Here is a 25741-nt window from a genome sequence, read left to right on the forward strand (position 1 = left end):
CTCGGCGAGTCGCGGGGCCGCTGTCGGCGCCGGAACTTGGTACTTGCGTCTGTGAGGTTGCGACAGCGCCGCAGCAACCTTGTAGGCGATGCGCCAGCAGGCCCGCCATCCAACTGATGGATGTGCAAGCCGTGCCGATGACCCGGGAACAACGGCCTTGACCATCACCTCGGCCGCGCGGGCGCGCAGACTGCGTAGTCAGGCCATCCTGGCCTGACAGAATCGGGGCTGGAAGCGCTGGCTACGCGCGCCGTGCGATCGGGCCATCGGCCGCGTTGTTACGCTCAATGGACGCTCTGGATCCCGGAAAACGTGGCCTGTGCAGGCCTGTCCCAAATTGTTCCCTTGCGGGTCACCCCTAACCACACTGAATGCTGTCGGGCCTCTTCGTCCTGAGAGCGTTCGAGCCCCGAGCCCCGAGCCCCGCAGCGCGGCAACGTCCGCCCAGGTTACAGCCGTCCGCACTGCCCGCAATGCACGCGCAGAGCCCCACGTCCGGGGACAAGCTTGGATCAGCAGCGTCTCCTGCATGGGCTGGGGATCGACGTCGAGCTACCCGCGACGGTGTGGCGCTAATTCATCACGTTGACGTGTTGCCGGGTAGTTGTGCACGGGATTTCGCATGCCGCACACACCACCTGGCCTCGCGCGACCGCTGCACCTGCAACTCCGATTCAGGTTACTTGGTTCGGTCTCGGAAGCCAGCTAAGAGATAAGTCAACTGTCCCCGGAACTTCCCCTCTCGTCCCGAGTTTTCCCGCGCTCGTCGTTGACAACACCGCCATCTCAAGGGCAAATTCCATAGCCACACGGGCCGGATCGCGCCAACGTCCAACAAGTGGATCAGCGCGGACGCCCGCGGACAGTCGCGAACCGGACCGTCGGCGCACGACGCCGGCGCAGGCGTGGCGGCGAGCCTCGTCGTCTCCACCGCGGGCGCCGGCTATCCACAACGTTAGCCAACAATAGAGCGTGGTCCACGTTAGCAAAATAAGGATGAAGACTAAACATGAAGATTAGTAGGATCGTTATAAGGAATTTCAGATCATTTGAATACTTAGACGCCCCTATATCAGCAGGGACAACTTGTGTCATTGGTGAGAACAACACCGGTAAAAGCAATTTCCTCCACGCGATCCGGCTATGCCTTGATGCGGGCCTGTCTTCGACTTACCGATCACTAATGCCGAATGATATTCACTCGGTGGTGGATATCTCGCAGCCAAGCCAAGTGTTGGTCGGTCTTGAGATCACCGACTTTGCCGGAAAAGTCAATGAAGAAGCGCTTGTTGGTGCTTGGCAGAGCGAACCGGGATTGGCCCGTTTAATCTATCGCTTCCGGCCGAAGAGGAGCATACGCGAGGATTTGGAGTCAGGAGAAATCGAAGCCGGTGAGCTGACGGTCGAAGACTATCACTGGGAAATCAGTGCCGGCGGTGATCCTGACCGGGATCTTGCAGAGGTCGAATGGAACGAAGATGTCGGCGCACAAATCCGGTTTTCTGACCTGCAATCGTTCCTGGTCGTGTTCCTTCCCGCTCTACGAGACGTTGAGAGCGACCTGAGACAGTACCGGGCTTCGCCTCTCGCACGACTGATCAACGCGATGGAGATCGATCAAGACGAGCGGGAGGAATTGCTCGAAAAGCTTCGTGAAGCCAATCAGGGTATCGCTGAATCGCCTTCCGTGAAGACGATTGCGGAGGCCATCGACAGATCGTTCAAGGCTGTTACCGGACCCGCGTTCAGTATGGATGTCGATCTTGGGGTTGCTGAGCCCTCATTCCAAGCCATCGTTCGCGCCCTGCGCGTTCTGATGTCGAATGAGGCAATGAGTGATTTCGATCCGTCGGCAAACGGTCTCGGCCTCAACAATATTCTCTATGTCTCGATCCTGATCGAGTATTTCCACAAGCGGCTTGCCCAGCAAAAATCAGCGGGGCAGATCATTCTTTTTGAAGAGCCGGAAGCGCATTTGCATCCGCAGTTGCAGCTTACCCTTTTCAACGCACTTAGTGTGCTTCCGTTCCAGTCGATCCTGACAACGCACAGTACTCATATTACAGCGCAGGCGGACCTCGCGTCCTATGTCGTACTGACGCAAACGGGGAAGCCGGCCATCGCGTCATCAGTGCCTGCTGCGAATGGCAGACTCAATGAAGCCGATGTCAACGATCTTGAGCGCTACCTGGACGCAACCAAATCCAATCTCCTTTACGCCCGCAAGGTCATGCTGGTAGAGGGTCCGGCCGAGTTGTTCCTGATTCCTGCGCTTATTAAGCAGGTCAAGGACATCGATCTCGCCCGTGAAGGGGTGTCGGTAATTCCCATCTATGGCGTGCATTTCGATGTCTATGCGCGCCTCTTTTCGGATAGCGGCTTACCAAAAAGGTGCGCAATTGTGACGGATGGGGATCTAAAGCCGAGTGATGCCGTACCAGGACTCGAAGGCGAGGATGAACTGCCGCCACCACCGGACCTTGAGGCGCTTGGAAATGACTGGGTGCAGGTCTTCGCTTGCAAAACGACCTTTGAGCGGGCGCTGGTGTTTCCCGGCACACTGGAGATGTTCGCCAGGGCGGCAGAGGAAGTCGGTGCGCCTATCGTTGCGGGCCGGCTTCGGGGCGGTTTGCAGAGCATTAACGACGGTATGGATGAGGAAGACGAAAGGAAACTGCTTAACGACCTGCGCGCGTCGGTCCTCAATACCGCTAAGCGATTCGGGAAAGCCCGCTTCGCCCAGGTGGCGGCACGACATGTGGACTGCGCCGAAGTCATGCCGAAATATCTCGGTGAGGCCGTCAGGTGGCTCGTTGAGGAATGAATCTCACCACCGAACAAAAGACCGCCGTTCGCTGTGATGGGAACGTTCTGATCACGGCCTGTCCCGGCAGCGGCAAGACACGGGTCATCATCTCAAAGCTGGTCCGGGCCATGGATGAAGTCCGGGACACGCCGCGCATGCTCGCCTGCATTACCTACACCAATACCGCAGTTCACGAGATCGAGGCAAGGCTTCGCCACCATGCGCAACCCGGTGACGAGAATTTCTACGATGTTTGCACCATCCACTCGTTTTGTCTGAATCACATATTTCGCCCTTTTTGCCATCTGATTGACGGTTACAAGCAGGGATTCAAGGTTCTGACGCCTGATAGCGAAGAGTTTGCTCATTATGTTGCATCAACCTGGGAAAGGTATGGGCGATATGACGTGACTTTCAGGGATATCGACGAGTTCGTAAATCTGCGGATCAACCCCGAGGGTGAGCCTGTCGGGTACGGAATCGAGCGGGGCACGCTAACCCCGGAAGTGGCGAACACCTTCTGGGAAACGATCCGACGTGCCGGATACATCGATTTTTCGAGCATCATCTACTACTCGCTTCTGCTGCTCCGGGACCGGCTCGAGATTCTTGACTATGTTGCTTCTCGATTTGCATGGATTCTGGTCGATGAGTTTCAGGACACATCCGATCTTCAGGTCGAAATCCTTTCCCTGATCGGCGATCGTCGGCGGACCCGATTCTTTCTCGTCGGTGATCCGCTCCAATCCATTTTCGGCTTCGCCGGAGCAAGACCCGATCTTGCCGACGATTTTGCCGGTCGCATCGGAGCCAGGACGGATTTACCGCTTTCCGGGAATTTCCGATCCAGCCAGCCAATCGTGGATCATGCTGAGTTGATTTTTGTTCGTACCCCGCCCATGGAGGCGCTTGGCCCTGTAAGGGCCTATACGGAGCTGCCGCAGTGGCAGCACGGGGGCTCGGCTTTTGAAGTGCTCACGGATTACTTCCTTCCAGCTCTTGATGGTTTGGGGATTCCGTATGGCAATGCCGCAGTGCTTGCCTCGACCTGGTTCCCGTTGTTCCCTCTGGGCAGACAACTACGCAAATACGGCATTAGCATCGTAGGTCCCGGCGCACGACCATATAAGCGTAGATCGCAGTTTGCGCCGCTCGCTGAGCAGGTCTGTGGCTATCTGATGGAATCGAACCCGGACACAATCGTCGGGATTGAGCGCACACTGTTTAATACGCTTCTCGACATGACAGGCCGCGCGAACTTCGATGTCTTTTCGTATCGCGGCCGCGTTGTTGTGTTTCGGCTGCTGGAAAAAGGGAAGGAACTATACGAAGTTCACATGGGCGCGATTTCCTGGCTGGAAGCGGCAGCCAACGCGTTTTCCGACGTTCTCATTGATGCGGAATACATCACAGAAGGGGAACGACATCTGTTTGCCGCTTCCGTGGGGGAGATGAAGTCGGATATGCAACGAAATAATGTGGATTTAGCCAATCTTGCAATTGCTGATGTGGGAATTTATGCCAGCCCGGATGCTGCGCTCAAGCTTTCAACGCTCCATTACGCGAAAGGCCGGGAATACGATGCTGTTGCCATGATCGACATGCATGAAGGAAAGATTCCGCATTGCTACTCAAGGACAGAGGAGGAGGTTCTTGAATTTAAGCGTCTATTCTATGTTGGAGCAACCCGCGCAAAGCGTTTTCTCCTATATGTCACGGACGATTCGGGCCGTAATGGACCATCTCGATTTCTGCGCGAGATTCAAGACTCGTTTAGGTAAGTGGCGTCAATTGTAAAAATCTATGGCTAACAATCGCATACACTCGAGTTCCAGGGACAGTTTACTTAATTCGGTCTCGATAGCCAGCTAAGAGATAAGTAAACTGTCCCGTAACTTGAGCTCGGAACTGCTAGCCGCCGTCGGTGCAGCACCGCCTCCACCGACTTGGCGACGAGGATGCGGGCGAGCCTCTCTAGCAGCGTGTCGCTGTCGGCGGCTCGCGCACGCTGTCGCTGGGCGGGCCGAAACTGCGCTCCATCTGGCGCTCGATCAGACGCAGCAGGGCGGTTGCCTCGCCGAGGCGTTGGCGTTGGTCGAGGCCCTGATTGATGCCTTGCTCGATGTAGTGGTCGATGAAGGTCTGCATGAGCGGTTTTCCGTTAGAGGTCTGTTGCAGCAGGGTGCGGACGGTCGGCTCTTCGACCCGCTGCGTACTTTTGGACGAAGTAGTGCAGCAAATAGCCCGGATGGGGCGCCGCGATATCCGGGGTCAGCGACGGTTGCCGGAGGCCGCGTTCATCCATCCGGGCTGCGCTGGCTGCATCATGATAGGGAACGCGTGAGCGGCAAGGTGCTCGACACCTTGCCTCAATCGACTGCCGGATCTGGTCTTGAGATACGGACATGATCTGCGCCGACCGTGAGCATGGCACCGTCGGCAAGGGCATCGGCATAGCGCTCGATGACCCGTTCCATCAGGGCGATTCGCTGTGCGGCGGGAAGATCGGGCAGGCGCACGATGCCGGTGTGGGGCTCGTCGCGGTGGAACTGAGTTGGAGATGAGTCAGGGTATCCGGTATGCAGTTTGGCCGATAGCGAACGTTCATTTGGTTCGCTGACGGAGGAGGTGGGTCCGCGACTTCGCGGCAAGGGACGGGGGAGGTCGTGTGGAGAAGGCTCCGACAGGTCCGAGGCGGTGCGCACGGGTGTAGGGGGCGCGGTCGAGGCCGGCGCACAAAAAACCCCGCAACGGCGGGGCCAAGGTTGCTTGCTCAAACGGAACCACGCTCCTCAGCGCCGCCGACCCCAAGCACGGCCGGCGGCATCGCGTCGTGCTCAGGCCAGCCGGTGATGGCTCTGCATGTGCAGATAGACCTGGTTCGACACCTCGCGCATCGCGTTGCTGCGGTTGGTGATCCAGGTGCCGTAATGGTCGGTGCGGTTCGACTTCTCGATGATGCCGACGAAGGTGTACGGACGCGGCCGGCCGCGGGTGTCGCGACACTCGATGATGCCCATGTTGCCGCACAGCATCGCCGTGGACCCGGTCTTGTCGTAGACCCGGACATCGGACGGCATGTTCCTCACGCCGCGCGTGATGCGGTCGTGGTTCGGCAGCGCCATGATGTCCAGCAGCTCCGACGAATGCGGCATCTGCCGGTGCCACTGCGCGAACAGGAAGCGGCTGTAATCCCGTGCCGATGCCCGGTTGAGGTAGGTGCGCCCGTTGCTCGGGATGTACTCCACGATGCTGGTCTGGCGGAAGACCCGGGGCGCGTGGCGCTTCAGCACGCGCTCGGTGGCCTGCGCGCCCAGATTGCCGTTGTAGCGGCTGACGATCTGCATGATCTCGTTCGTCGCGCTGTTGCTGCTCTTGCGGATCATCTGCTCCATGGTGCCGCGGATCGAAGCGGTGTATTGCAGCCGGCCCGGATTGTCCTTGAGCGTGTAGAAGAAGGCCTGCGCGACGAAGGGCTTCATCATGCTCGCGGCCTGGAGAGGCTCTTCTTCGTTGATGGACACGAGCTTCTTGCGGCCGGTGAAGTCGTAAACGGACCAAGCCGTCTTCTCGTCCCAGCGGATCTTGCCCTCCGCGCGGAGCCGGTTGACGAGGCTCACGACCTGGCCCTGCAGCGTGGGCAAGCGCGCTGCGTCGGCGGCCATGGGCAGGCCACCGAGCACGGCGCCTGTTGCCAACAGCGTGCGGCCGATGAAGCTGCGGCGGTCCATCGTCGGTGCGTCGCCCGACAGGTCGGCGCTGCTGCGCGCGCCGTGGAGCTGTTCGTTCTGCGATATGCCAAACATGCTGGTTACCCCCGGTGTACCGGCATTGTGCGAATGCGGAAAAATCCGTCTGCGATGCCCGCAAGCGGACATCGCTCCCCCCGGACACGACGGGTCCACCACAAGGCGATGTGCTCAAAGGATAGGCAGGAGCGTCCGGAAAAACAAGTCCGCATCAAAAGAAAAACCACGGCAAGTCAGCCGACTCCGGGGTTTTCTTAAAGCGGGGCGGGAAGACGGGCTGTCGGGGCGTGGCGACATGCCGCGCGCCGGGCGGGCTGCTCGGTGCATGGCAACGGCGAGTCCGGTGCTGCGACCCAGGCGCCAAGGTCTCGGCGGCGCTGAGCGGGGCGTCGTCAGCCCTGCCGACGGCGTGGGCGGCGCAGTTCTTCGGTGGGCTCGGTGACGCCGCGCAGGTGGCTGGTCATGATGATGCCGCTGTGGCGGTGGCGGCGGCGCGCGCTCGGATAGCTCGGGGTGCCCAGGCGCGGCTCCATGGCATCGAGCTCGAACAGCATGAAGTGTGGGGTGATGGCACGCAGGCGCTTGAGCCGCGTAGCGACCCGCAGGTGGCGGGTGCGGATCTGGATCGGGCAGCCCACCGGCAACGAGCTGCGCGGGGAGGAGATCACGCACCAGCCCAGATCGTCGTCGTAGGCGAGCAGGCAGGGCACCTGGCCTGCGCTGTGGTCGGGGGCGTCCTCGCTCACCGCTGCGAAGACGTTCACCAGGGTCGCGAAGCGGGCGCGGCGCGTAATGCCGATGACGATTTGTGCATCGTCGAGGCGCACGATCCGCGCGACCTCTCCGATGGAGGGCCGCAGAAAGCCCTCGTCGCCGATGCCGTAGACGACAACCGAGCCCAGGGCGATGGGCTTGGTGTAGCGCGTCTCCTTGGTGCTGACGATGCTGTGCTGATCGCTCTGCTGGAGCACAACCCATTCGGTGCCGAGGGCGCCTTCGCCGCTGTCGTTCTGTGTCGCCGAGCGTCCGGCAAAGGCCGCGTTGCCGAGCATATGCGCCCGCTTCGCCTGGTCTGCGGTGAAGACCATCTGCAGGTGCGCGCTGACCCGGTCGAAGCCGGTTTCCAGGCGAAAATCGCAGCGATGCCGTTCGCTCTGGTCGGGGCGGTGGGGCGGCACGCCGTGCTCCAGGCTGCGCAACATCGCGCGCAGAATGGGCCGGCGCGCGAGCGGTGGCAGGCCGGCGAGGCAGGCGGCAGTCGCGCTGCTGGCCTGCGTCAGATGTTGGCGCCCCGTCTCCTTGTCTTGGCGGACCGCGTCGGCGAGCACGTTGCAGTCGATGAGCACCCGATGGATGGTCCCCTGTGCCGCCGAGCGGCTGGGTGGCCCGTCTTGGTGTGCATGGGTGAAGCGCACGATGCCGCCGACGGCGATCTTCGGCAGATAGCTGATGACGAGTGCGTCCGGCAATGCGACACAATAGCTGTCGAGGAAGCGCTGGCGCCGCTTGCTCCAGGTGAAACAGTCGAATAGGCCGAAAGCCTGGATCAGCGCGTAGATGCGCTGCGGGCGGGTGGTGCCGTCGGTGTCCAGCAAGAGACGGTCATCGCACATGGCCGGCACGGCGGTGTTCTGCACGCCGGCGCGGCAGAGCACGCAATACAGGGTGTTGACCGCCAGCCAGGCGTTTTGCGGCAGGGGCTGGAAGCGCAGCGCGCGCAGCCGCTGCTGCAGGTGCGTGAGCTCCATGACGCGGGTGGCGGACTCCAGGATGTGCGTGAGCTCGGCCCGGCCATGGCGTTCATCGGTGCGGTAGTCGGCTTCGACCACCGACAGATAGCAGGCGCCGAGCGCGCCGATGACCTCATCGGTCATGTCCAGCAGCTCACGCTGCGGCTGCGGCTCGGGCACGCCGTCTTCGTTCTTGCGCAACGCATCTCGCGCTGCGGCGAAGGTTGGCCATAGCCGCTGCTGTAGGGCGGTCGCGAGCTTGATGCGCTTGGCGGCGGCCAGGTTGCTGCGGTTCAGGGTCCGCACCTGAAACAGCGCTTCCTTCAGCAGCAGTTGCGGGGACTCGAACTCGTCATCAAGGTTGCGGATGAGCTTAGTGGGCGAGCCGACCGGGCTCGCGCCCCATTGGCTCGGCGAGGCGATGCCGAATCTGAGATCCAGCCGATCGGGCTGCGGTGATTGGTTGCGAAAAAACATCCCCGGGCCTTTGAGCGACGGTGCGCTCAGCGTGAGCTGTGGCTCGTCCGGGCGGCAATCCCACCTGCACGCCATCACGGGCGACTGGCGGTCTCGTTGCTGCGGGACCGCTCGTGTTCTGTGGTACGACTGCGAGCGAGCCGAGCCTTGGCTCCCGTTCGCGCGGCCGTCCGCCGTAGTGCTGTGCGCTGTCGCCCGCCATTAACCCTGCGCCCGTCCCCTGGAGGTAGCTCGTCGGGATGTGATTCGGCCGTGGTGCTGCCCTCGCTTAGGGAGGAGCCCGTGCCCGCGCCTGAATTCAGCATACGGGAAGGCCGCGGCGGCACACGTGCGGACTATCACAGTTCCGCCTGGTACTACTGTGGTGGAGGAGCATTTGGCCCGGGGCATCCGAGCACATGCTCCGGGGTCAGTCGTCCGGATCGGGCGGTGCCAGCGCGCCGCGGGCGGCAAGGGTCTCGTCCACCTTGTCGGCGATCTGCCGCTCGATCTGGCCCTTCACCGCCGTCAACAGCAACCCGAGCTTGATGCTCAGGTCCAGGGCCTCTTCGGTGACCGTAATCTGCCCCGAGACACCGGAGCGCCAAAAGCTGAGCGTGTCGCCGTCCCATGCGTAGTCGGCACCGAACTCGCTGTCGACCCGCTCCGCGATGCGCTCGACCTCCGCCTTCGCCTCCACGAGCGTGAGCGTGTGCTGGCGCACGATGTGGATAATGGACATGCACTTGGCCTCCTCGGCGGCGCGGCTGGCCGCGCCTTGCTGTTCTCGGGCACGCGCCCGCGGCGTCGCGCGGTTCCCGCGCAGCGGGGCCCCGCGCCCGGCCGCCCGCTGCACCGCACGCAAGGTTAGTACAGATCCGGGGGCCGGTGGCCAGTGCCGCCATCAGGGATGCTGATCGTCGTTTGGCGCTTGCCGTTGCGCGAGCCCCTGCCGGAAGGCCGCGGAGCGCCGATCGCCACCCCGCGGCTGCGGGCGCGCGCGCCGGTTCAGCCGTGCGTCGATGTCCTCGCAGAAGCCCTCGTCACCCAGTACCCAAGCCTTGTTCGTGGCATCGCGGATGCGTTGCACCGTGGCGTCATCCGGTGCCGCGTCGCAACGCTCCCGATAAGCGGCCTGGCGCGCCGCCGGGTGCTCGCCCAGGGCGTCGTAGACGGGGTGCGGCGTCACCAGCTCGTCCTCGGTGCCGAGCGCGTTGGCGCCGTAGCTCGACCATTCGTAGTCGGACGCTGTCGGCACCAGCCCGGCGCGGACCGGGTTGCGCTCGATGTAGCTGGACACCTCCAGCAAATAGGCCTGCGGGTCCAACAGCGTCGCCCGGTAGCGCCCGTCCCAGAGCGTGCCGGTGCGCTCATAGCGCTGGTTCGCATGCTGCACGTAGTAGCGGCCGGTGTACTGCATCAGCTTGCCGATGTCGCCGTCCTCCGCGGGCGTCAGCAGCAAGTGGAAGTGGTTCGGCATGAGCACGTAGGCGTGCACGGCGCAACGGAAGCGGGCGGCGGCGTCGCGCAGTGTCGCCCAGAGTACCCAGTAGTCCTCTTCGTCATGCAGTATCCGCGTCCGGTTGTTGCCCCGCTGAACGACGTGTTGCGGATAGCCCGGAAGGATGAATCTCGGTAGCCGTGCCATGGCGCTGCTCCTCTGCTGCTGCCCCCAAGCTGAGTATAGACGAGCAGTGGAACACGTCCCCATTGTCGCGCGATTTCCGCGCGATTTCGGCGCGACACGGCGAGTTCGGATACCATACTCGGTTTTCCCGTGATGCTTTAGCTTATGCAAGACCTCAATCCGATCCGTGCACAAATCGCTGACCTCCAGGGGCGTGTCGAGTCCCTGAGGGGGTATCTTTGACTTTGCCGGCAAGCAGGAACGACTGACCGAAGTCCTCCGCGAGCTAGAGGACCCGAACATCTGGAACGACCCCGAGCGGGCCCAGTCCCTCGGCCGCGAGCGCGCGGCGCTGGAGCAGGTCGTCGTCAACTTGGAGCAGCTCGGCGCCGGCCTTGGCGACGCATCGGATCTGCTCGAGATGGCCGCCGAGGAAGGCGACGCGGACACCGTAGCAGCGGTGGCCGCAGACCTCGCGGACGCCGAGCGGCGCGTCGGCGAGCTTGAGTTTCGCCGCATGTTTTCCGGCGAAATGGACAGCTCCAATGCCTTCCTCGACATCCAGGCGGGCTCGGGCGGCACCGAGGCGCAGGACTGGGCCGAGATGCTGCTGCGCATGTACCTGCGCTGGGCCGAGGACCACGGCTTCAAGACCGAGCTGATGGAGGTCTCGCCCGGCGACGTGGCCGGCGTCAAGTCCGCCACCGTCGCGGTGCAGGGCGACCACGCCTTCGGCTGGCTGCGCACCGAGACCGGCGTGCATCGGCTCGTGCGCAAGTCGCCGTTCGACTCGGGCAATCGCCGGCACACGTCGTTTGCCGCCGTGTTCGTGTCCCCGGAGATCGACGACTCCGTCCACATCGACATCAACCCGGCGGACCTGCGCATCGACGTCTACCGCGCCTCCGGTGCCGGCGGCCAGCACGTGAATCGCACCGAGTCTGCCGTGCGCATCACGCACAATCCCACCAACATCGTGGTCCAGTGCCAGAACGACCGCTCCCAGCACAAGAACAAGGACCAGGCCATGAAGCAGCTCAAGGCCAAGCTCTACGAGCTGGAGATGCAGAAGCGCCGCGACACGGCGCAGGCGCTGGAAGACACCAAGGCCGACATCGGCTGGGGCAGCCAGATCCGCTCCTACGTGCTCGATCAGTCCCGCATCAAGGACCTGCGCACCGGCGTCGAGACCGGCAATACGCAGCCCGTGCTCGATGGGGCGCTGGATCAGTTTATTGTGGCGAGCTTGAAGAGTGGACTCTAGGAAGGGCCGAGGGCCGAGGGGCAAGGCCGATGGTCGGCGCTTGGTTTGAGAGCGACACAGCGACCATTCGCCGTGCCGAAGATTGCAGTACGTGAATAACCCATGAGTGACACACAGCCAAACGACGCCGACACCGCACCGGTTCCGCCCGAGCCGGACGAGCACAAGCTAATCGCGCAGCGGCGCGAGAAGCTTGCGGCCATCCGCGAGCAGGGCATCGCCTTTCCGAACGACTTCCGCCGCAACGTCGTCGCCGGCGAGCTGCACGCGGAGTACGGCGACATGGACGCGGCAGAGCTGGAGACGCGCAACGTGCGCGCGAAGGTGGCCGGGCGGCTCATGAGCCGGCGGGTCATGGGCAAGGCGAGCTTCGCGCACTTGCAGGATATGTCCGGGCGCATCCAGGTGTTCGTGCAGCGGGATCTGCTCGGCGATGACGAATACGCCTGGTTCAAGAAGGACCTCGACATCGGCGATATCGTCGGCGCGTCCGGGCAGCTCTTCAAGACCAAGACCGGGGAGCTGTCGGTCAAGGCAGATTCGCTTCGGCTGCTCACCAAGTCCCTGCGCCCGCTGCCCGAGAAGTGGCACGGGCTGTCGGACCAGGAGAGCCGCTACCGGCAGCGGTATCTCGACCTGATCATGAACGAGTCGGCGCGGCAGACCTTTCGCACCCGCACGCGATTGGTCCACGGCATTCGGGAGTTTCTCGATGCGCGGGACTTCATGGAGGTCGAGACCCCGATGATGCAGGCGATCCCGGGCGGTGCCGTCGCCCGGCCCTTCGTCACGCATCACAACGCGCTCGACATGCAGTTGTTCCTGCGTATTGCGCCGGAGCTGTACTTAAAGCGGCTGGTTGTCGGCGGCTTCGAGCGGGTCTACGAGATCAACCGCAACTTCCGCAACGAAGGGCTCTCGACCCGGCACAACCCCGAGTTCACGATGCTGGAGTTCTATCAGGCCTACGCGGAGTACACGGACCTGATGGATCTCACGGAGGAAATGATTCGCGCGCTTGCCCTCGGCGTGCTGGGCACTACGACCGTGCACTACCAGGGTACGGACTACGACCTCGCCCGGCCCTTCGCGCGCATGACCGTGCGCGAGTCCATCCTGCACTTCAATCCGGACATCGAAGGGGCCGCGCTCGACGATCTGGCGCGCGCCCGGGAGATCGCCGCCCGGCTCGGCATTCCGCTCAAGGACAGCTACGGGCTCGGCAAGGTGCAAGTGGAGATCTTCGAGAAGACGGTCGAGAACCGGCTCATGCAGCCGACCTTCATCACCGCCTATCCGACGGAGGTCTCACCGCTGGCACGGCTCAACGATGCCGACCCCTTCGTCACGGACCGCTTCGAGTTTTTCGTCGCCGGCCGCGAGATCGCCAACGGCTTCTCGGAGCTCAACGACGCCGAGGACCAGGCCGATCGCTTCCGCAAGCAGGTGGCCGACAAGGACGCGGGCGACCTGGAGGCCATGCATTTCGACGCCGACTACATCCGCGCGCTGGAGCACGGCATGCCGCCGACGGCGGGAGAGGGCATCGGCATCGACCGGCTGGTGATGCTGTTCACCGACTCGCCGTCGATTCGGGATGTGCTCTTGTTTCCGCACATGCGGCCGGCAGACTGAGCTTGCAGCTGCAGCGCTGGTGCTTAGCTGCGGAAATCCCGACAACGACAACGACCCGAGAACGGTGTCGGGATTTGCGGACTGCTGCACTAGTCGGCTGCGCTGTCCAGCTCCACCTTGTCGTAGACCTCGATCAGTGCCAGGCTTGCCCCGACCGATTCGAGCGGAACGGTCTCGGACAGACTCTCGTAGGTACTGAGCAGCCACTGGCCGTCCTCCTGGCGGACGTAGAGCTCGGCGCTGACGCGGTGCTGGGAGAGCAGGAGATAGGTTCTTAGGCTCGGCAGCCGCCGGTAGTGCGAGAACTTATCGCCGCGGTCGTAGGCCTCGGTGGAGTCGGACAGGATCTCGATGATGAGCGTCGGGTTGGTGATGGTGTCGCGGCGCTGATCGTGGAAGCTGCGCTCGCCGCAGACCGCCATGACGTCAGGGTAGGCACCGATGTTCGCGGCATCGACGCGGACCTTCATGTCGCCTGCATAGACGTAGCAGGGGCGGCGCTTGAACTGGGCGCGGAGTTCGGCGCTGACGTTGACCGAGATGGTGTTGTGCTCGGCGGTCCCGCCCGTCATCGCGAATATCTCGCCGTCGACAAACTCGCTGCGAGCGTCCGTCATCGCCCGCTCGGCGGCGAGCCAGTCGTCGAAGCTTAGGCGCGGGACGGGTTGCACGGACATGCGGTGGCTCCGGAGGCCTGGTTTCGTCCCAGTATAGTGTTGCTTGTGCCGCCGGCTATGCCGACGGCGACCGTCCTATTCATCGGCGATGGACACATCCTTACCGGCAGCGGTCAGCTTGGCGGTCTTGTCGTTGATGTAGTCGAAGGGGCTGTCCGGGAAGTCCTTGTACTTGCCGAGGCCCGCGTACTCCAGCAGGCCGACGAAGTGGTAGCGGTAGAGCATGCTCTCGATGCGGGCGATCTCGGCCTTCTCGCCGGCGGGGCCGTCGAGCAGCACCAGCGTCGGACGATATTCGACACCGAGGGCGTCGGCGAGCTTGCGGCCCGTCGTGGGCTGGCCGTCGGTACCGGTGAGCTCGGCATCGGAGTGCGCATCGACGCGCACGACGGTGAAGGGACCGAGCGCGTCCGTCACCTCCGCGGCCGTCAGGTGCCCGTCGTGCAGCGCGTCGCAGGCGACGCAGGCCGCGTCCTCGAACAGCAGCAGCAGCGGGCCGTCGATCGCGCTCAGGTCGCCGACATCGACGGCCTCCCGGATCTTCGGGTGTGAGCGAAAGCTGTAGGCGGGCGCATCGGCGGCTGTCTTCTGCGCGTCCAGGTACGCGGCGAGCGTCTGCCCCTCGTAAGCCTTGGCATCGACGTAGTCCAGCACCCGCTTGAAGTCCTGCACGTTGCGATAGCCGCTGACCCGTGCGACAGGGTCGCCGGCGCCGTTCAGGAACACCACCGTCGGCGTGAAGCGCACGTCGAGCTGCTCCGCCAGCGCCTTCTCGGTCAGCGTCGTGTCGGCGTCGAGCGCCACCTCGCGGTCGCCGCGGACGTTGAGCGCGATGACGTCGAAGCGCTCCTGCAGCCACTCGCTGTAGTCGCTCCCCTGGAAATTCTCCTCAATCATCTTGAAGCAATAGGGGCAGCCGTTCATCTCCAGGAACAGGATGACGTGCTTGTCGCCGTCCGCGGCCTCGCTCAGGTCCTCGGCGATGTCGAGGAAGCTCTCCTTGAACCAATCCGGGTGGCTCGCCTCCTTGCCGCCGAGTACCCGGCCGGCGTCGCCGGTGTCGGCCAGGGTCGGGCTCGCGGCGAGCGGCAGCAGAACGAACAAGAGGATCAGGAACTTTGCGCGGGGCAAGGAAGTCATGCAGTGATCTCCTGAGGGGATGAAGACGGGGCGACCAAGGCCTTCAGCAGGGCAGTTTAGCAACCGGCACGGCCGCGCCCAAGAGGCGCCGGATCAGCGCCGCCGAAGCGTCCGGTGCCGCCGCGCTGGTCCAGCAGCGCTGGTCGCCGGGTGTGTTGTCTGCGTCGCGCAGCAGCCCCGTCTCTGCCAGCCGGTTGCGTACGTGGCGGGCGACGGCGGCGCCGGCGTCGGTGATCCGCACGCCGGGCCCGGCGATATCGCTGATGAGTCCATGCAGCAGCGGATAATGGGTGCAGCCGAGCACCAGCGTGTCTGCACCGCGCTCAAGCAGTGGCGACACCAAGTCCGCGACCAGCCCGCGCAGGGCCTCGGCCTCGAAGTCGCCGGTCTCGATGAGCTCGACCAGGCCGGGGCAGGGCTGCGTTAGCACCTGCACCGGACCGTGGAAGCGCCCGCGCAGCGCCTCAAACTTCTCGCTCTTCAACGTGCCGCTGGTGGCTAGCACGCCGACGACGCCGCTCTTGGTGCAGGCCGCCGCGGGCTTTACGGCGGGCTCCATGGCGATGATGGGCAGCTCATGCAGCGCCCGCAGGTGCGCCGCGGCGATGCCGGTGGCCGTGTTGCAGGCGATGACGATGGCCTTCGCGCCCTGCTCGATCAGGAACCCGGTGATGGCCTCGGCGCGGGCGCGCACCAGCTCCGGTGCCCGCTCGCCGTAGGGCGCGTGGCCGGAGTCGGCGACGTAGCAGAGGTGCTCGGCCGGTAGCGCCCGGCGGATCTCGGCGAGCACCGTGAGCCCGCCGACGCCGGAATCGAATACGCCGATGGGACCGTCGGCGCTCGCGCCCATGCCCGTGCGCTGCCTGCGCGCCAGGGCCTCAGGCGGCCACGTCGCCGAAGCCGTAGGCCGGCGCGCGCAGCTTGAGCACCGGCCCGTCGTCGCCGAGCCTGAGCTCACCGCCCTCGGCGGCGGCGATTTCGGCCACCACCAGCATCTCCCAGCGCCCGGACGCGGTGGCCCGCGCATCGACGACGCGCCCCGGCCCCTGCTCGGAGCTGCTGCCGGGCGCAGTGAGGGCATCCCCAGGCTGCGGGCGTGTGTCCGTCTCGACCTCGGCGATGTACATGCGCCGCTTCAACTTGCCCAGGTACTGCATGCGCGCGACCACCTCTTGGCCCGTGTAGCAGCCTTTATGGAAGCTCACGCCGTCGATGAGCTGCATGTTCGTCATCTGCGGCACGAAGCTGTCGGTGGTTTCTGGCAACACCGTCGGCAGGCCGGCGCGGATATCGTGCAGCGCCCAGAGGTCCGGATGCGCCTCGACGGCGCCCGCCTCCGCGGCACCCTGCCACAACGCCTGCGCGACCGCCACGGGCGCGATGACGAGATAGCGCGGGCGCTCGCCGGCGACGCGGATCAGCGCGCCGTCGCCGGCGCGGCTCATGGCGTTGTCGTCCTGCGGCAGGGCGCCGAAGTGGGCCGCGAGCACCGCGTCGGCACAGGCACCGATGACGCCGAAGCAGACCAGGGCATCGCTGGCGTCGTCGATGCTGGCCTTGGCCCGCAGCAGGAACATGCGCAGGCGCTTCAACAGTGCCCCCATCTGGCTGCGCGGCAGCACTAGAAACAGGCTTTCTTCAAGGCGTAGCAGCCGGAAGTTGGCGAGCATGCGGCCCTTGGGGCTGCAATGGCTGCTGAGTTGGGTATGGGTGTCGGAGAGCTCGCGGACGTCGTTGGTCACCTGGCCTTGCAGGAAATCTGCCGCCTCCGGCCCGCCGATGGCGATGAGCCCGAGCTGCGAGAGGTCCGTCAGCGCGCAGGCGGTGTCCGGCGCCGCTGCGGTGAGCGTCACGTTGGCGGGCTCGGCGGCCGGGGCGCCGCGGGCGGTGAGAAAGCTTTGCCAATCCGGGTTCATGGGTTCGGGTCTCCCTTGCTAATGGTGCCGGGAACGGGCAGGCTGCAAAGCATAGCGGCTGCCCCGCGGGGCGTCGATGAATCAGGGCTGTGATCCAGCATCGCCGATGTGGGGCCGATCTGCGGCAATCCCGCGCGGCGCTCGCCTCGTGCCCACACCGGCCGCCATGCTGGCGGGTGCGGGTCGGATCACGCCGCCGCCCAACCCGACTTTCCTTATACCGAGCCCACCTCTGCCCATGCCCCTCGGCGCCGACAGCCTCGTCCTGTACAAGATTCACCCTGCCCGCATCGTCAGCCTCGGCGAGAAGATCGAGATCGAGGTGGAGGGCGGTCAGAGCAAGCGCGTGCGCCCGAAGGACATCGTGCCGCTGCATCCGGGGCCGTTGAAGCGCCTGGCGGACTTGGGCGAGCCCGGCGGCGCCCCGCCGGATGAGGCCTGGGAGCTCTTGGAGGGCGCCGAGACCAACCTGAGGGAGCTGGCGGAGCTAATCTACGGCGACTTCACGCCGGCCAGCGCCTGGGCGGTGTGGAAGCTCTTGGACGAGGGCCTGTGGTTCGAGGGCACGCCCGAGCTGATCCGGCCGCGCGCGCGCGAGGCCATCGAGCACGACCGCGCCGAGCGCGAGGCGAAGGCCCGCGCCGAGCAGGAGCAGGCCGATTTCATAGCGCGCGTGGCAAAGGGCCGCATCATCGACGCCGACCGCCCGCGCTTGGTCGAGGTGGAGCGGCTCGCCAACCAGCAGGGTGAGCACAGCCGCATCCTGAAGACGCTGGACCTGCCCGAGACGCCGCAGGCGGCGCATCGGTTTCTGGTGCGGGTCGATTACTGGCCGGCCGAGCACAACCCGTATCCCATGCGCAGCGGCGTCGCCGTCAGCGAGCCGGACCTGCCGGTGCCGCCGCTGGCGGATGAAGACCGGCTCGATCTCACGCACCTGCCGGCCTTCGCCATCGACGACGAGGGCAACCAGGACCCGGACGATGCCGTCAGCATCGACGGCGAGCGCATCTGGGTGCACGTGGCCGACGTCGCGGCGCTGGTGGCGCCGGACAGCGAGCTGGACCGCGAGGCGCGTGCTCGCGGCGCGAATCTCTACCTGCCGGAGGGTGTCGTCAACATGCTGCCGGCGGCGGTCACCGAACAGCTCGGATTGGGTCTCCAGCCCATCTCGCCGGCCTTGTCGTTCGGACTCAAGGTGGGCGACGACGGCGAGCTGTCGGATATCGACATCCGCCCGACGCTGATCCGCGCCGAGCGGCTCAGCTACGCCGGTGCCGAGACCAGGCTCGCCGAGCAGCCCTTTGCGGCGCTCAACGCCGCCGCGGCACGCTACCGCGCCCGCCGCGAGGCCCAGGGCGCCGCTGGGCTCGACCTGCCGGAGGTGAGTCTGCGGGTCACGGACGGCGAGATCCTGATCCGGCCCATCGACCGCCACGGCTCCCGTGCCATGGTCACGGACCTGATGCTGATGGCGGGCGAGGCTGCGGCGCGCTGGTGCGGCGAGCGCGGCCTGCCCATTCCCCATGCGACGCAGCCGCCGCCGGACAGCATCAGGCAGCCGGAGGGCATGGCGGCCATGTACGCCTATCGCCGACAGTTCAAGCCGAGCCGCACGACCATCGACCCTGGCCCGCACTTCGGGCTCGGCTTGCGCGCCTATGCCCGCGCGACGAGCCCGTTGCGGCGCTATGCGGATCTGCTCGTGCATCAGCAGGTTCGCGCCGCGCTGGCGGGTCGCGCGCCGCTGACGGCCGAGCAGGTGAGCGCCCGCGCCGGCGAGGCGGACCAGGGCGGCATCGCCGTGCGCCGCGCCGAGCGGCAGTCGAACCAGCACTGGAAGCTCGTGTACCTGCTGCGGCACGGCGGCTGGCAGGGGGAGGGCGTGGTCGTCGAGCTCGGCGAGCGCAAGGACACGGTGATGATCCCGGCGCTGGCGCTGGAGACCAAGCTCCGCGCGAAGGTCGATCTGGCGCTGGATCAGCACCTCAGGCTCGGCTTGGTCGATGTGGATCTGTACGACCAGGACGCTCGGTTTCGGGTGCTGGGCTGAGCCCGGTTGCTGCCGGGCGCTCTGTATCAGTTAGCGGAACAGCTCGCCGGTGTCGTCGGCCCTGGCCGCCGCGAGCAGCCAGCGCTGGAGCTGGTCCGTGTCGCGGCAGGTCTCGATGCGCTCGCGGCTCGCCACATCGACGGCCAGGCCGCGGTCTTCCAGCAGCGCCAGGACTGCGCGGGCCACGCCTTGTGCCACGCCTTGTGCCACGCCCTGTGCGGCACCCTCGCCGCGCACGGCATCGAGATCCTCGTAGCCCTCGCGCTGCAGCAGGTTGCGCAGCACCGCCCGATGCCCGGCCTCCCGGTCGTACAGCGCCTCCACCGGCACCGGATTGCGCAGCAGGCCGGGGGCGGTCAGGATCTCCCCGGGGTGCACGACGCGCATCGGCTCGTTCGGGCGGTAGACCTCCACCCGGCGCGGCCCAAGCAGCCGCACTACCCAGACTTGGGTCGTGCCGTTGCCGAGCAATTCTGCGATCTTCGTTTGCAGCTCGTCCTCGTCCTGGCCCTTGCCGGCATACTCCACCGCGAGCGGCGGCACGCCCTTGATCCAGCCGCGCTCGTCGCCGGCCGGTGCGATGGCGATGTCCGGTGCGCGCAGCGTGCCCTGCTCCGGCGAGAAGCCGGCGTCGATGCCGGCCCAGTCCACGGCCGGGTCCGTCTCCAGGGCGGCGGCGCCGATCAGGTTCGGACCCGCGTGCTCGCGGCCGGACGGCGCGCAATAGATGGGGTGACCGCTGCTTAGCTCGTAGCGGTCGCCGTCGCGGAGCTGGTCGGCGCGGAACGGGCCTTGCGGGTCTGCTTTCGGATTGCTGGCCATGGTCTCGATGTCCGCTGTCGTCGTTGCGGTCAGTGTAGCGCGCCGATGCCGGCGCGGCACACGTGTGCGGCGAGGGTTGCTCCCGTCACTCGACCGGCTCCGTGCCGATCGCCGGCACATCGCTTGCCGTCTCCTCGGGCATGGCCGCAGGTTGCTCGGTTGCCGGCTGGATTGCCGGCTCGGCCGCCGGCAGCAGCGCCAGCGCCCGCGCGAAGTCCGAGGGGTTCAGGTACTGGATCACGACGCCGCCGTCCGCATCGCGGGCGATGTCCATGCCCCGTTCCGGATACAGCCAGTGCACGACGCCGGAGTCCTCGGTGCGGCGCTCCGCGGGCTCGCCGAAGCGCCCGGCGATGTCGCGCGGCTCCAGGCTCTTCCAGGGCAGATAGGTCAGGATGCGGATGGGCGCCCCGGCGAGCCGCTCCACGTCCGTCGGGTCCAGCTTCACCTTGCGGCTGCCGCTGCCGGTCTTGCTGATGCGAAGCCCGCGCTCGTACATCGCCGCCAGCTCCGACTCCTGCAGGTCCAGCGTCACGATCCAGTCCGCGCGCAGGTTGCTCAGCATGATGTCGTTGAAGTAGACCTCGACGCTGTGGCTGCCGTTCGGGTTCACGAACAGGTTGACCTTGCCCTCCTCATCGAGCAGCGCACGCACATCGGCCAGCGTGCTGTCGCCGACGGTCAGGTCGAACACGCGCGTGTTACCGGCGGCATCCCGGCTCGCGTCCCAGGGATAGAGCCGCAGGCCGGCGCGGTCATTCGGCAGCAGCGGCAGCACCAGCAGGATGCCGATGAAGGCCATCAGCGCCGCGGCGAGGGTGGTGAGGATGATCTTGCGGTCCATTTTGCGAGGGGCTAGGGGCTAGGGGCTAGGGGCCAGGGGCTAGGGGCTAGGGGCTAGGGACGAGGAGCTGGGACGGCGTTGGGGCGATGGTGATCGTTGGCCTGATTGACGCTCTGCGTCCTTGTCGGGGCACTGCGACGACAACGCGCTTGGTCCGACCGGGGCCGCGCTAATCAAGCAACAGCGCCGCAACCACGGCGCGGCCCTCGCTGACCAGGATGTTGTAGGTGCGGCAGGCCGCGCCGGTGTCCATCACCTCGACACCGATGCCGCGCCGCAGCAACGCGTGCTGAACCGCCGGGTCCGGAAAACGCTGGCGGCTGCCGGTGCCGAGGATCAGCACCTGGGTGCCTTCCAGCAGCACCGCCTCCAGGTGCGCGACGCTGAGCGACGCCACATCGTCCGGCCCCCAGTCCAGCGCCACATGCCCCGCCGACACCGCCACGCTGCGGGCGTAGTCGCGGCCGTTGATGCGCACCCGCCCGGCGTCGTAGGCCTCGATGAGGTTGGCGCCCGGGTCTGCGATTTCCGCGAATTTCATGTCGACGATGCGCTCGATGTCGGCGGCTGCGTGTGCGACTGAGGATCGGGCTGCTTCACTCGATCCCAAGGGCACGGCAGCCGGCTCAGGCGAGGCTGCGCAGAGCCAGGGTGATTGGTCTGGGCAGGCTCGGGATGGCGTCAGTCTAGATCACTACGGTTGCTGTCGTCGTCAGGTCTTGGGCGAGGTCGCGACGGTGCGGAGCATGCCGAGCAGTCGCTCGGCGGCAGCAGCCCAGCTCACCCGTTCGGCGAGCGCAGCCGCCATCGCAGCGGTGTTGCGGAACGCCGCCGCACGGTCCTGCAGGGTGGACTCGATGCGTCGCTCCCATGCCTGCGCATCGGTCTCGCAGTCGCCGGTGACGGGCACGATGCAGCGGTTTGCCTGTTCCAACGCGCGGTGCTCACGGAGCAACTGCGCCAGGCCGCTCTGCTCGCTGATCAGGATCGGCGTGCCGGCTGCCAGGGCCTCGATGCCGACCAGGCCGAAGCCTTCGCTGCGGGACGGCATCAGCACCAGGGAGGCCGTTTTTAGGTCGCGCTCCAGCCGCTCCGCGTTCGGCACGTACTCGCGCGTCTGGATGTCCGTGCCCGGGCTGCCGGCGCAGCCCTCCAGCCACCGCCTCAGCTCATCGCCCTTGCCCGGCTCCGCGCCGCGGACAATCAAGCGTGGCCGCTGGCCGCGCAGCAGGCCGACCGCGCGGGCGGCGATGTCGAGCCCCTTCAGCTCCCGGTCTTCGGTGCGACCGAGCAGCAGGCAGATCGCGAGCGGTGCGGGTGTGCGCTCGGCCTTGGGACTGCTGATGCCAGGGTCCAGCCGCAGCACCGGGGGCGGCGCCGTCAACCCGTGGAGGCGGGTGGCGATCTCGTCGTAGAGCCTGGGGCCGACGGCCACCACCAGATCCGCCGTCTCCGCGAGCGCCTCCTGACCCAGCTCTTTGTGCTCGCCCTTGGCTGCGGCCGTGGTGCCGGTCTGCGGTTTGAAGCGCTCGATGTCGCCCGGGGCGGTGTGGATGATGTGCACGCGCCGGGCGCCCGGGCAGTGCTCCTCCGCCTGCACCTTGGCCGCGGTGCCGGTGACGTGGTCGTGGCCGATGACGATGTCGGGCGTGAAGCCCTTCGGCAGATCGGGGCGCAGGTAGAGCCGGGCCTTGCCGTCCATGCCGATCTCCCGGCGCGCATCGATGAGCAACACGCCGTGTGATTGCGCGTGGGCGCGTTCCTCGGCATCCGAGTCCGAGACCAGGCAGGCTACATCTTGTCCCGCCTGGCGCAGCGCGATGCACAGTTCCCGGTTGAAGGTGGGCACGCCGCCGTGGCGGGAGAACCATTCGGAACAGATGGTGAGGATGTGAAGCGGGCGGTCCGCGGCTTGGATCAAGGGGACTTCCTCCAGAGGCAGTCGTCCGGGCTGTGAGTCCGGTCCAGGCAGGGCGCTCGGGCCGAACTGCCGGCGCGTGATGGTGCGGTCGAGCCCGGTGAGGCGGGGTGGCAGGTGCGGGAAGTAATAGGCCACGGGCTGGGCCTCATCGCGACATGGACTCTCGTCCCAGGCCCGCAGCAGCAGCGCCCGGAGGTCATCCGTATCGCCCGTGACCGGCGCAGCCAGAAAGGCGCTCAGGTAGTGTCGGGCGCTATCCAGATCGCCCGCCGACAGCGCCATCATGGCCTGGAGCCAATCGAGCGGATCGCCTGCCTCGGTATCGCGCAGGTTGGGGAATTGCCCGAGTGCCGCGATGGCCGCGTCCGGCGCGCCTGCACAGAGTCGGGTGAAGGCTTCACGCACGGCAAGGTCGAGAAAGCGCGGGAACTCCGCCCGGCCGCGCGCAGCGCGGTCGGCTGCCCCGGCCCAGTTGCCTAACAGCTCCGCAAGTAACAGCTCGGAGAGCGCCTTGGATTGCGGGTCCAAGCACTCTTCGCCGGTCCAACCCGGCGCCTCCAGCAGCAACCCCCGATCGTTTGCCGCGTAGGCGAGGTAGAGCGCCATGTTGACGATGCGGTAACGGCTGCCAGACCCGCTGACCTGGATGCGCCGGATCCCCTCGCGCAGGGTCGCGATGGCCTCGGGTGTCCTGCCTCGGCGGTCCAGGATGCGTCCGAGCGACTGGTAGAGCGAGAAGAGGCTCTTCTCGGCCGGTACCTTGACGATGCCCTCGCGCAGCAGCGCCACGGCCTCGTCCGGCTTTCCGCTGCGGTCGAGGATCTCGGCGGCAGCTTGGTAGAGCGGCGGGCTGGTCGGGATCTTGGCGAAGCCCTCGCGCAGCAGCGCCACCGCCTCATCCGGCTTGCCGCTGCGGTCGAGGATCTCGGCGGCGGCCTGGTAGAGGGAAGCCAGGCTCTTCTCGGCCGGTACCTTGGCGATGCCCTCGCGCAGCAGCGCCACGGCGTCGTCGGGGTTGCCGCGGCGGTCGAGGATCTCGGCGGCGGCCTGATGGAGCGGCTGGCTGGTCGGAATCTTGGCGATGCCCTCGCGCAGCAGCGCCACGGCCTCATCCGGCTTGCCGCTGCGGTCGAGGATCTCGGCGGCGGCCTGGTATAGAGCGAACAGGTTCTTCTCGGCCGGCACCTTGACGATGCCCTCGCGCAGCAGCGCCACGGCGTCGTCGGGGTTGCCGCTGCGGTCGAGGATCTCGGCGGCGGCCTGGTAGAGCGGCCCCAGGCTCTTCTCGACCGGCACCTTGGCGATGCCCTCGCGCAGCAGCGCCACGGCGTCGTCGGGGTTGCCGCTGCGGTCGAGGATCTCGGCGGCGGCCTGGTGGAGCGGCTGGCTGGTCGGGATCTTGGCGATGCCCTCGCGCAACAGCGCCACGGCGTCGTCGGGGTTGCCGCTGCGGCCGAGGATCTCGGCGGCGGCCTGGTAAAGCGCGTCAAGACCCTTCTCGGCCGCAACGTTTCTGATCGCCTCGCGCACGGTCTTTTCAATGCGCCCGGCGCCATGGGCTTCCGCTTCCAGCCTGATTCGCAGTCCCCAAGCGTCGGCCGGCGAGCGCGGCCCCGTACCCGCGCGGGCATGCTCCACGGCACGCCGCAAGTCATCATTGCGCCGCCGGTACGCGAGCAGTCGCGCCAGGTAGTAGTGCAGCCCCTTGGCGCCGCCGCCGTCGGACAGCAGCGCGGACAGGAAGGCGATGCGCTCGTCCACCTCGGCCGGGTCCCGCGGGACGGGCGTGACCCAGTTGATGAGGGCGTGGACGTGGCCTTCGAAGCGCTGGCCCACCTCGCGCAGGGCCTCGTCGTCCCCGGCCTGCACATAGTGGTAGCGGGCCTCCACGAAGGCGCCGCCGAGTCGCTCCGGGGGGCCGGTGATCTGCCTGGCGCGGAAGTGGCGGCCGAACCAATCGCCGGCCACGCGGTGGGCCTGCTGCCTGGCTTCCGGCGGCAGCGAGGCGACCACGGTGTCGCGGAGCAGCGACGGCATTGCGTAGCGTTGGCGCCGGAGCTCGATGACGTAGCGGTCGACGAGCTCGGCCCGCAGCCGCGGCAGCGTGTCGCCGGCATCGATGAGTCGCTCGAGCGCCTGCGGCTCCACCGGGTTGCGGAACACCGCGAGCCGCCGCAGGAAGCGCTCACCCGCCGCGTCCAGCCCCTCCCGGGCGCGCTGGAACATCTCGGACTCGATGCGCGTCAGCAGCTCTGCCGACACCTTGCGGTCCTTGGCCTCCCAAGTCTCGTGGGCGAATCCGAGCAGGTCGTCGAGGGGCTCATAGCGCAGGCGGTTGGCGAAGAGGCGCAGCGCGCGGGGATAGCCGCCGAGCCAGGTGGCGATGTCGTGCTTGCGGGCGTGCGGGAACTCGCCGTCGATACCCTCGGCGGCAAGCAGGTGATCGAACAGCTCGACGGCCTCGTCCGCGGGCAGCCCGTGCAGCCGATGCACCGCCCAACGCTCGTTCGCGCGCTCGCGCTCCAGCTCCCGGCTGGACAGCAGCAGCACGCGGCCCGCGCCGCGGCTGCCGCCCAGCTCCTTCAGCACGCGGGCCAGCTCCGGGGAGGGCTTGCCGGAACCGGGGACGAAGCCCCGCTGCAGCTCGTCGATGACCAGGAGCACGGGCCGGGCGAGGATGGCCTTGAGGGTGGGCAGGCTCAGGCTGTCCGCGAGGCGATGATCGCCCTGGTCCGCCAGGGTCTCGGCGAGGTTCAGCAGCAGGTCGTCTTCCAGGCCGACCGACGCGGCGGGGCATTCGACCAGGGGTTTCAGCACCGCCGCAGAATCCAGGCGCACCATCAGCTCCTCGGCGATGCGGGTCTTGCCGACGCCTGGGAAGCCCTCGATGACGCAGATCGGCGGACCCTTGGGCCACCACTCCTGCGCCAGCCAGTCGATCAGTTGTTGGTGCTCGCGCCCGTACAGCCGTGCCATCTCGAAGACCACCCGTTGCCTTATCGTGCTTGTCCGCTGACCGGTCAGAATACACGAGCGGACGGTGCTCGGGCTGGGTGTGCGCAGTGCTTGCCCGGCGCGCCCTGCCCGCGCTTGAGGGCCGC

Annotated in this window: 19 protein-coding genes; 6 read left to right on the forward strand and 13 right to left on the reverse strand. The window is 66.3% G+C overall.

Going from position 1 to position 25741, the window contains the following annotated elements; translation table 11 throughout:
* The first annotated feature begins 1009 nt into the window (after positions 1-1009).
* Together ML01_RS15475 and ML01_RS15480 are read left to right on the forward strand one after the other, a co-directional pair.
* A complete protein-coding gene (locus tag ML01_RS15475; protein ID WP_058556303.1) occupies positions 1010-2824 on the forward strand; it encodes an ATP-dependent endonuclease in 1815 nt (604 codons plus the stop codon).
* Complete coding sequence (locus ML01_RS15480; protein ID WP_058556304.1) at positions 2821-4587, forward strand: ATP-dependent helicase; 1767 nt, start codon at positions 2821-2823, stop codon at positions 4585-4587. The genes ML01_RS15475 and ML01_RS15480 overlap by 4 nt, the downstream gene beginning before the upstream one ends.
* A 193-nt stretch (positions 4588-4780) precedes the next feature.
* Here the strand turns inward: ML01_RS15480 and ML01_RS28845 are convergent, their stop codons facing one another.
* A complete protein-coding gene (locus ML01_RS28845; protein ID WP_156427752.1) occupies positions 4781-4954 on the reverse strand; it encodes a hypothetical protein in 174 nt (57 codons plus the stop codon).
* Positions 4955-5211: 257 nt separating this feature from the next.
* Here ML01_RS28845 and ML01_RS28850 point away from each other — a divergent pair, with 257 nt between their 5' ends.
* The gene (locus tag ML01_RS28850) at positions 5212-5370 is read left to right on the forward strand and encodes a hypothetical protein (protein WP_156427753.1); all 159 of its coding nucleotides are present in this window, start codon (positions 5212-5214) and stop codon (positions 5368-5370) included.
* 273 nt (positions 5371-5643) lie between these two features.
* On the opposite strand, the gene ML01_RS15485 is transcribed toward ML01_RS28850, so the two are convergent.
* From ML01_RS15485 to ML01_RS15500, 4 genes are all read right to left on the reverse strand, one after another.
* The gene (locus tag ML01_RS15485; RefSeq protein WP_082674332.1) at positions 5644-6612 is read right to left on the reverse strand and encodes a serine hydrolase; all 969 of its coding nucleotides are present in this window, start codon (positions 6610-6612) and stop codon (positions 5644-5646) included.
* Between the two features lie 335 nt (positions 6613-6947).
* On the reverse strand, positions 6948-8762 hold the full coding sequence (locus tag ML01_RS15490; RefSeq protein ID WP_058556305.1) for a hypothetical protein: 1815 nt from the start codon (positions 8760-8762) through the stop codon (positions 6948-6950).
* A gap of 409 nt (positions 8763-9171) precedes the next feature.
* Positions 9172-9483, reverse strand: coding sequence for a polyhydroxyalkanoic acid system family protein (locus tag ML01_RS15495; RefSeq protein ID WP_156427754.1), 312 nt, complete (start codon positions 9481-9483; stop codon positions 9172-9174).
* A 162-nt stretch (positions 9484-9645) separates the two neighbouring features.
* Positions 9646-10389 carry a transposase gene (locus tag ML01_RS15500; protein WP_058556307.1) on the reverse strand — a complete coding sequence of 248 codons (744 nt, stop codon included), beginning with the start codon at positions 10387-10389 and terminating at the stop codon, positions 9646-9648.
* Positions 10390-10533: 144 nt separating this feature from the next.
* Between ML01_RS15500 and prfB the strand changes: the two genes are divergently transcribed.
* Positions 10534-11632 (forward strand): peptide chain release factor 2 gene (gene prfB, locus ML01_RS15505; protein WP_156427755.1). Its coding sequence is split into 2 segments (ribosomal slippage): positions 10534-10608 and positions 10610-11632, totalling 1098 coding nucleotides; the frame shifts between segments, so codons are not numbered across the junction.
* Positions 11633-11734: 102 nt separating this feature from the next.
* Positions 11735-13267, forward strand: coding sequence for a lysine--tRNA ligase (gene lysS / locus ML01_RS15510; RefSeq protein ID WP_058556309.1), 1533 nt, complete (start codon positions 11735-11737; stop codon positions 13265-13267).
* Between the two features lie 89 nt (positions 13268-13356).
* On the opposite strand, the gene ML01_RS15515 is transcribed toward lysS, so the two are convergent.
* From ML01_RS15515 to ML01_RS15530, 4 genes are all read right to left on the reverse strand, one after another.
* A complete protein-coding gene (locus tag ML01_RS15515) occupies positions 13357-13944 on the reverse strand; it encodes a Uma2 family endonuclease (protein ID WP_058556310.1) in 588 nt (195 codons plus the stop codon).
* A gap of 75 nt (positions 13945-14019) precedes the next feature.
* Positions 14020-15084, reverse strand: coding sequence for a thioredoxin fold domain-containing protein (locus ML01_RS15520; RefSeq protein ID WP_058556311.1), 1065 nt, complete (start codon positions 15082-15084; stop codon positions 14020-14022).
* A 43-nt stretch (positions 15085-15127) separates the two neighbouring features.
* Positions 15128-15934 (reverse strand): glutamate racemase, encoded by an 807-nt coding sequence (gene murI / locus ML01_RS15525; RefSeq protein WP_058556312.1) that lies wholly within the window; start codon positions 15932-15934, stop codon positions 15128-15130.
* Positions 15935-15962: 28 nt separating this feature from the next.
* A complete protein-coding gene (locus tag ML01_RS15530; RefSeq protein ID WP_058556313.1) occupies positions 15963-17000 on the reverse strand; it encodes a folate-binding protein YgfZ in 1038 nt (345 codons plus the stop codon).
* A gap of 238 nt (positions 17001-17238) precedes the next feature.
* On the opposite strand from ML01_RS15530, the gene ML01_RS15535 reads away from it, so the two are divergent.
* Entirely contained in the window at positions 17239-19053 is a 1815-nt protein-coding gene (locus tag ML01_RS15535; protein WP_058556314.1) for an RNB domain-containing ribonuclease, read from the forward strand.
* Positions 19054-19083: 30 nt separating this feature from the next.
* Here ML01_RS15535 and ML01_RS15540 read toward each other — a convergent pair whose 3' ends face one another.
* From ML01_RS15540 to ML01_RS15555, 4 genes are all read right to left on the reverse strand, one after another.
* Positions 19084-19875 carry a Uma2 family endonuclease gene (locus ML01_RS15540; protein ID WP_058556315.1) on the reverse strand — a complete coding sequence of 264 codons (792 nt, stop codon included), beginning with the start codon at positions 19873-19875 and terminating at the stop codon, positions 19084-19086.
* Between the two features lie 85 nt (positions 19876-19960).
* Complete coding sequence (locus tag ML01_RS15545; protein WP_216819200.1) at positions 19961-20719, reverse strand: hypothetical protein; 759 nt, start codon at positions 20717-20719, stop codon at positions 19961-19963.
* A 169-nt stretch (positions 20720-20888) separates the two neighbouring features.
* Entirely contained in the window at positions 20889-21260 is a 372-nt protein-coding gene (locus ML01_RS15550) for an Mth938-like domain-containing protein (protein ID WP_058556316.1), read from the reverse strand.
* 171 nt (positions 21261-21431) lie between these two features.
* Positions 21432-25616 (reverse strand): tetratricopeptide repeat protein, encoded by a 4185-nt coding sequence (locus ML01_RS15555; protein WP_156427756.1) that lies wholly within the window; start codon positions 25614-25616, stop codon positions 21432-21434.
* Positions 25617-25741 lie beyond the last annotated feature (125 nt).

This window comes from Thiohalocapsa sp. ML1 (assembly GCF_001469165.1).
Classification (GTDB): Bacteria; Pseudomonadota; Gammaproteobacteria; order Chromatiales; family Chromatiaceae; genus Thiohalocapsa.

What these genes read in the sequence shown, in the direction of transcription:
- murI (WP_058556312.1), bottom strand. Translation starts at nt 15,934, where the DNA reads ATGGGCGCGAGCGCCGACGGTCCCATCGGCGTATTCGATTCCGGCGTC.
- ML01_RS15520 (WP_058556311.1), bottom strand. Translation starts at nt 15,084, where the DNA reads ATGACTTCCTTGCCCCGCGCAAAGTTCCTGATCCTCTTGTTCGTTCTG.
- ML01_RS15550 (WP_058556316.1), bottom strand. Translation starts at nt 21,260, where the DNA reads ATGAAATTCGCGGAAATCGCAGACCCGGGCGCCAACCTCATCGAGGCC.
- ML01_RS15555 (WP_156427756.1), bottom strand. Translation starts at nt 25,616, where the DNA reads ATGGCACGGCTGTACGGGCGCGAGCACCAACAACTGATCGACTGGCTG.
- ML01_RS15500 (WP_058556307.1), bottom strand. Translation starts at nt 10,389, where the DNA reads ATGGCACGGCTACCGAGATTCATCCTTCCGGGCTATCCGCAACACGTC.
- ML01_RS28845 (WP_156427752.1), bottom strand. Translation starts at nt 4,954, where the DNA reads ATGCAGACCTTCATCGACCACTACATCGAGCAAGGCATCAATCAGGGC.
- ML01_RS15495 (WP_156427754.1), bottom strand. Translation starts at nt 9,483, where the DNA reads ATGTCCATTATCCACATCGTGCGCCAGCACACGCTCACGCTCGTGGAG.
- ML01_RS15480 (WP_058556304.1), top strand. Translation starts at nt 2,821, where the DNA reads ATGAATCTCACCACCGAACAAAAGACCGCCGTTCGCTGTGATGGGAAC.
- ML01_RS15545 (WP_216819200.1), bottom strand. Translation starts at nt 20,719, where the DNA reads ATGGACCGCAAGATCATCCTCACCACCCTCGCCGCGGCGCTGATGGCC.
- ML01_RS15540 (WP_058556315.1), bottom strand. Translation starts at nt 19,875, where the DNA reads ATGGCCAGCAATCCGAAAGCAGACCCGCAAGGCCCGTTCCGCGCCGAC.
- ML01_RS15515 (WP_058556310.1), bottom strand. Translation starts at nt 13,944, where the DNA reads ATGTCCGTGCAACCCGTCCCGCGCCTAAGCTTCGACGACTGGCTCGCC.
- ML01_RS15490 (WP_058556305.1), bottom strand. Translation starts at nt 8,762, where the DNA reads ATGTTTTTTCGCAACCAATCACCGCAGCCCGATCGGCTGGATCTCAGA.
- ML01_RS15535 (WP_058556314.1), top strand. Translation starts at nt 17,239, where the DNA reads ATGCCCCTCGGCGCCGACAGCCTCGTCCTGTACAAGATTCACCCTGCC.
- ML01_RS28850 (WP_156427753.1), top strand. Translation starts at nt 5,212, where the DNA reads ATGATCTGCGCCGACCGTGAGCATGGCACCGTCGGCAAGGGCATCGGC.
- ML01_RS15530 (WP_058556313.1), bottom strand. Translation starts at nt 17,000, where the DNA reads ATGAACCCGGATTGGCAAAGCTTTCTCACCGCCCGCGGCGCCCCGGCC.
- ML01_RS15485 (WP_082674332.1), bottom strand. Translation starts at nt 6,612, where the DNA reads ATGTTTGGCATATCGCAGAACGAACAGCTCCACGGCGCGCGCAGCAGC.
- ML01_RS15475 (WP_058556303.1), top strand. Translation starts at nt 1,010, where the DNA reads ATGAAGATTAGTAGGATCGTTATAAGGAATTTCAGATCATTTGAATAC.
- lysS (WP_058556309.1), top strand. Translation starts at nt 11,735, where the DNA reads ATGAGTGACACACAGCCAAACGACGCCGACACCGCACCGGTTCCGCCC.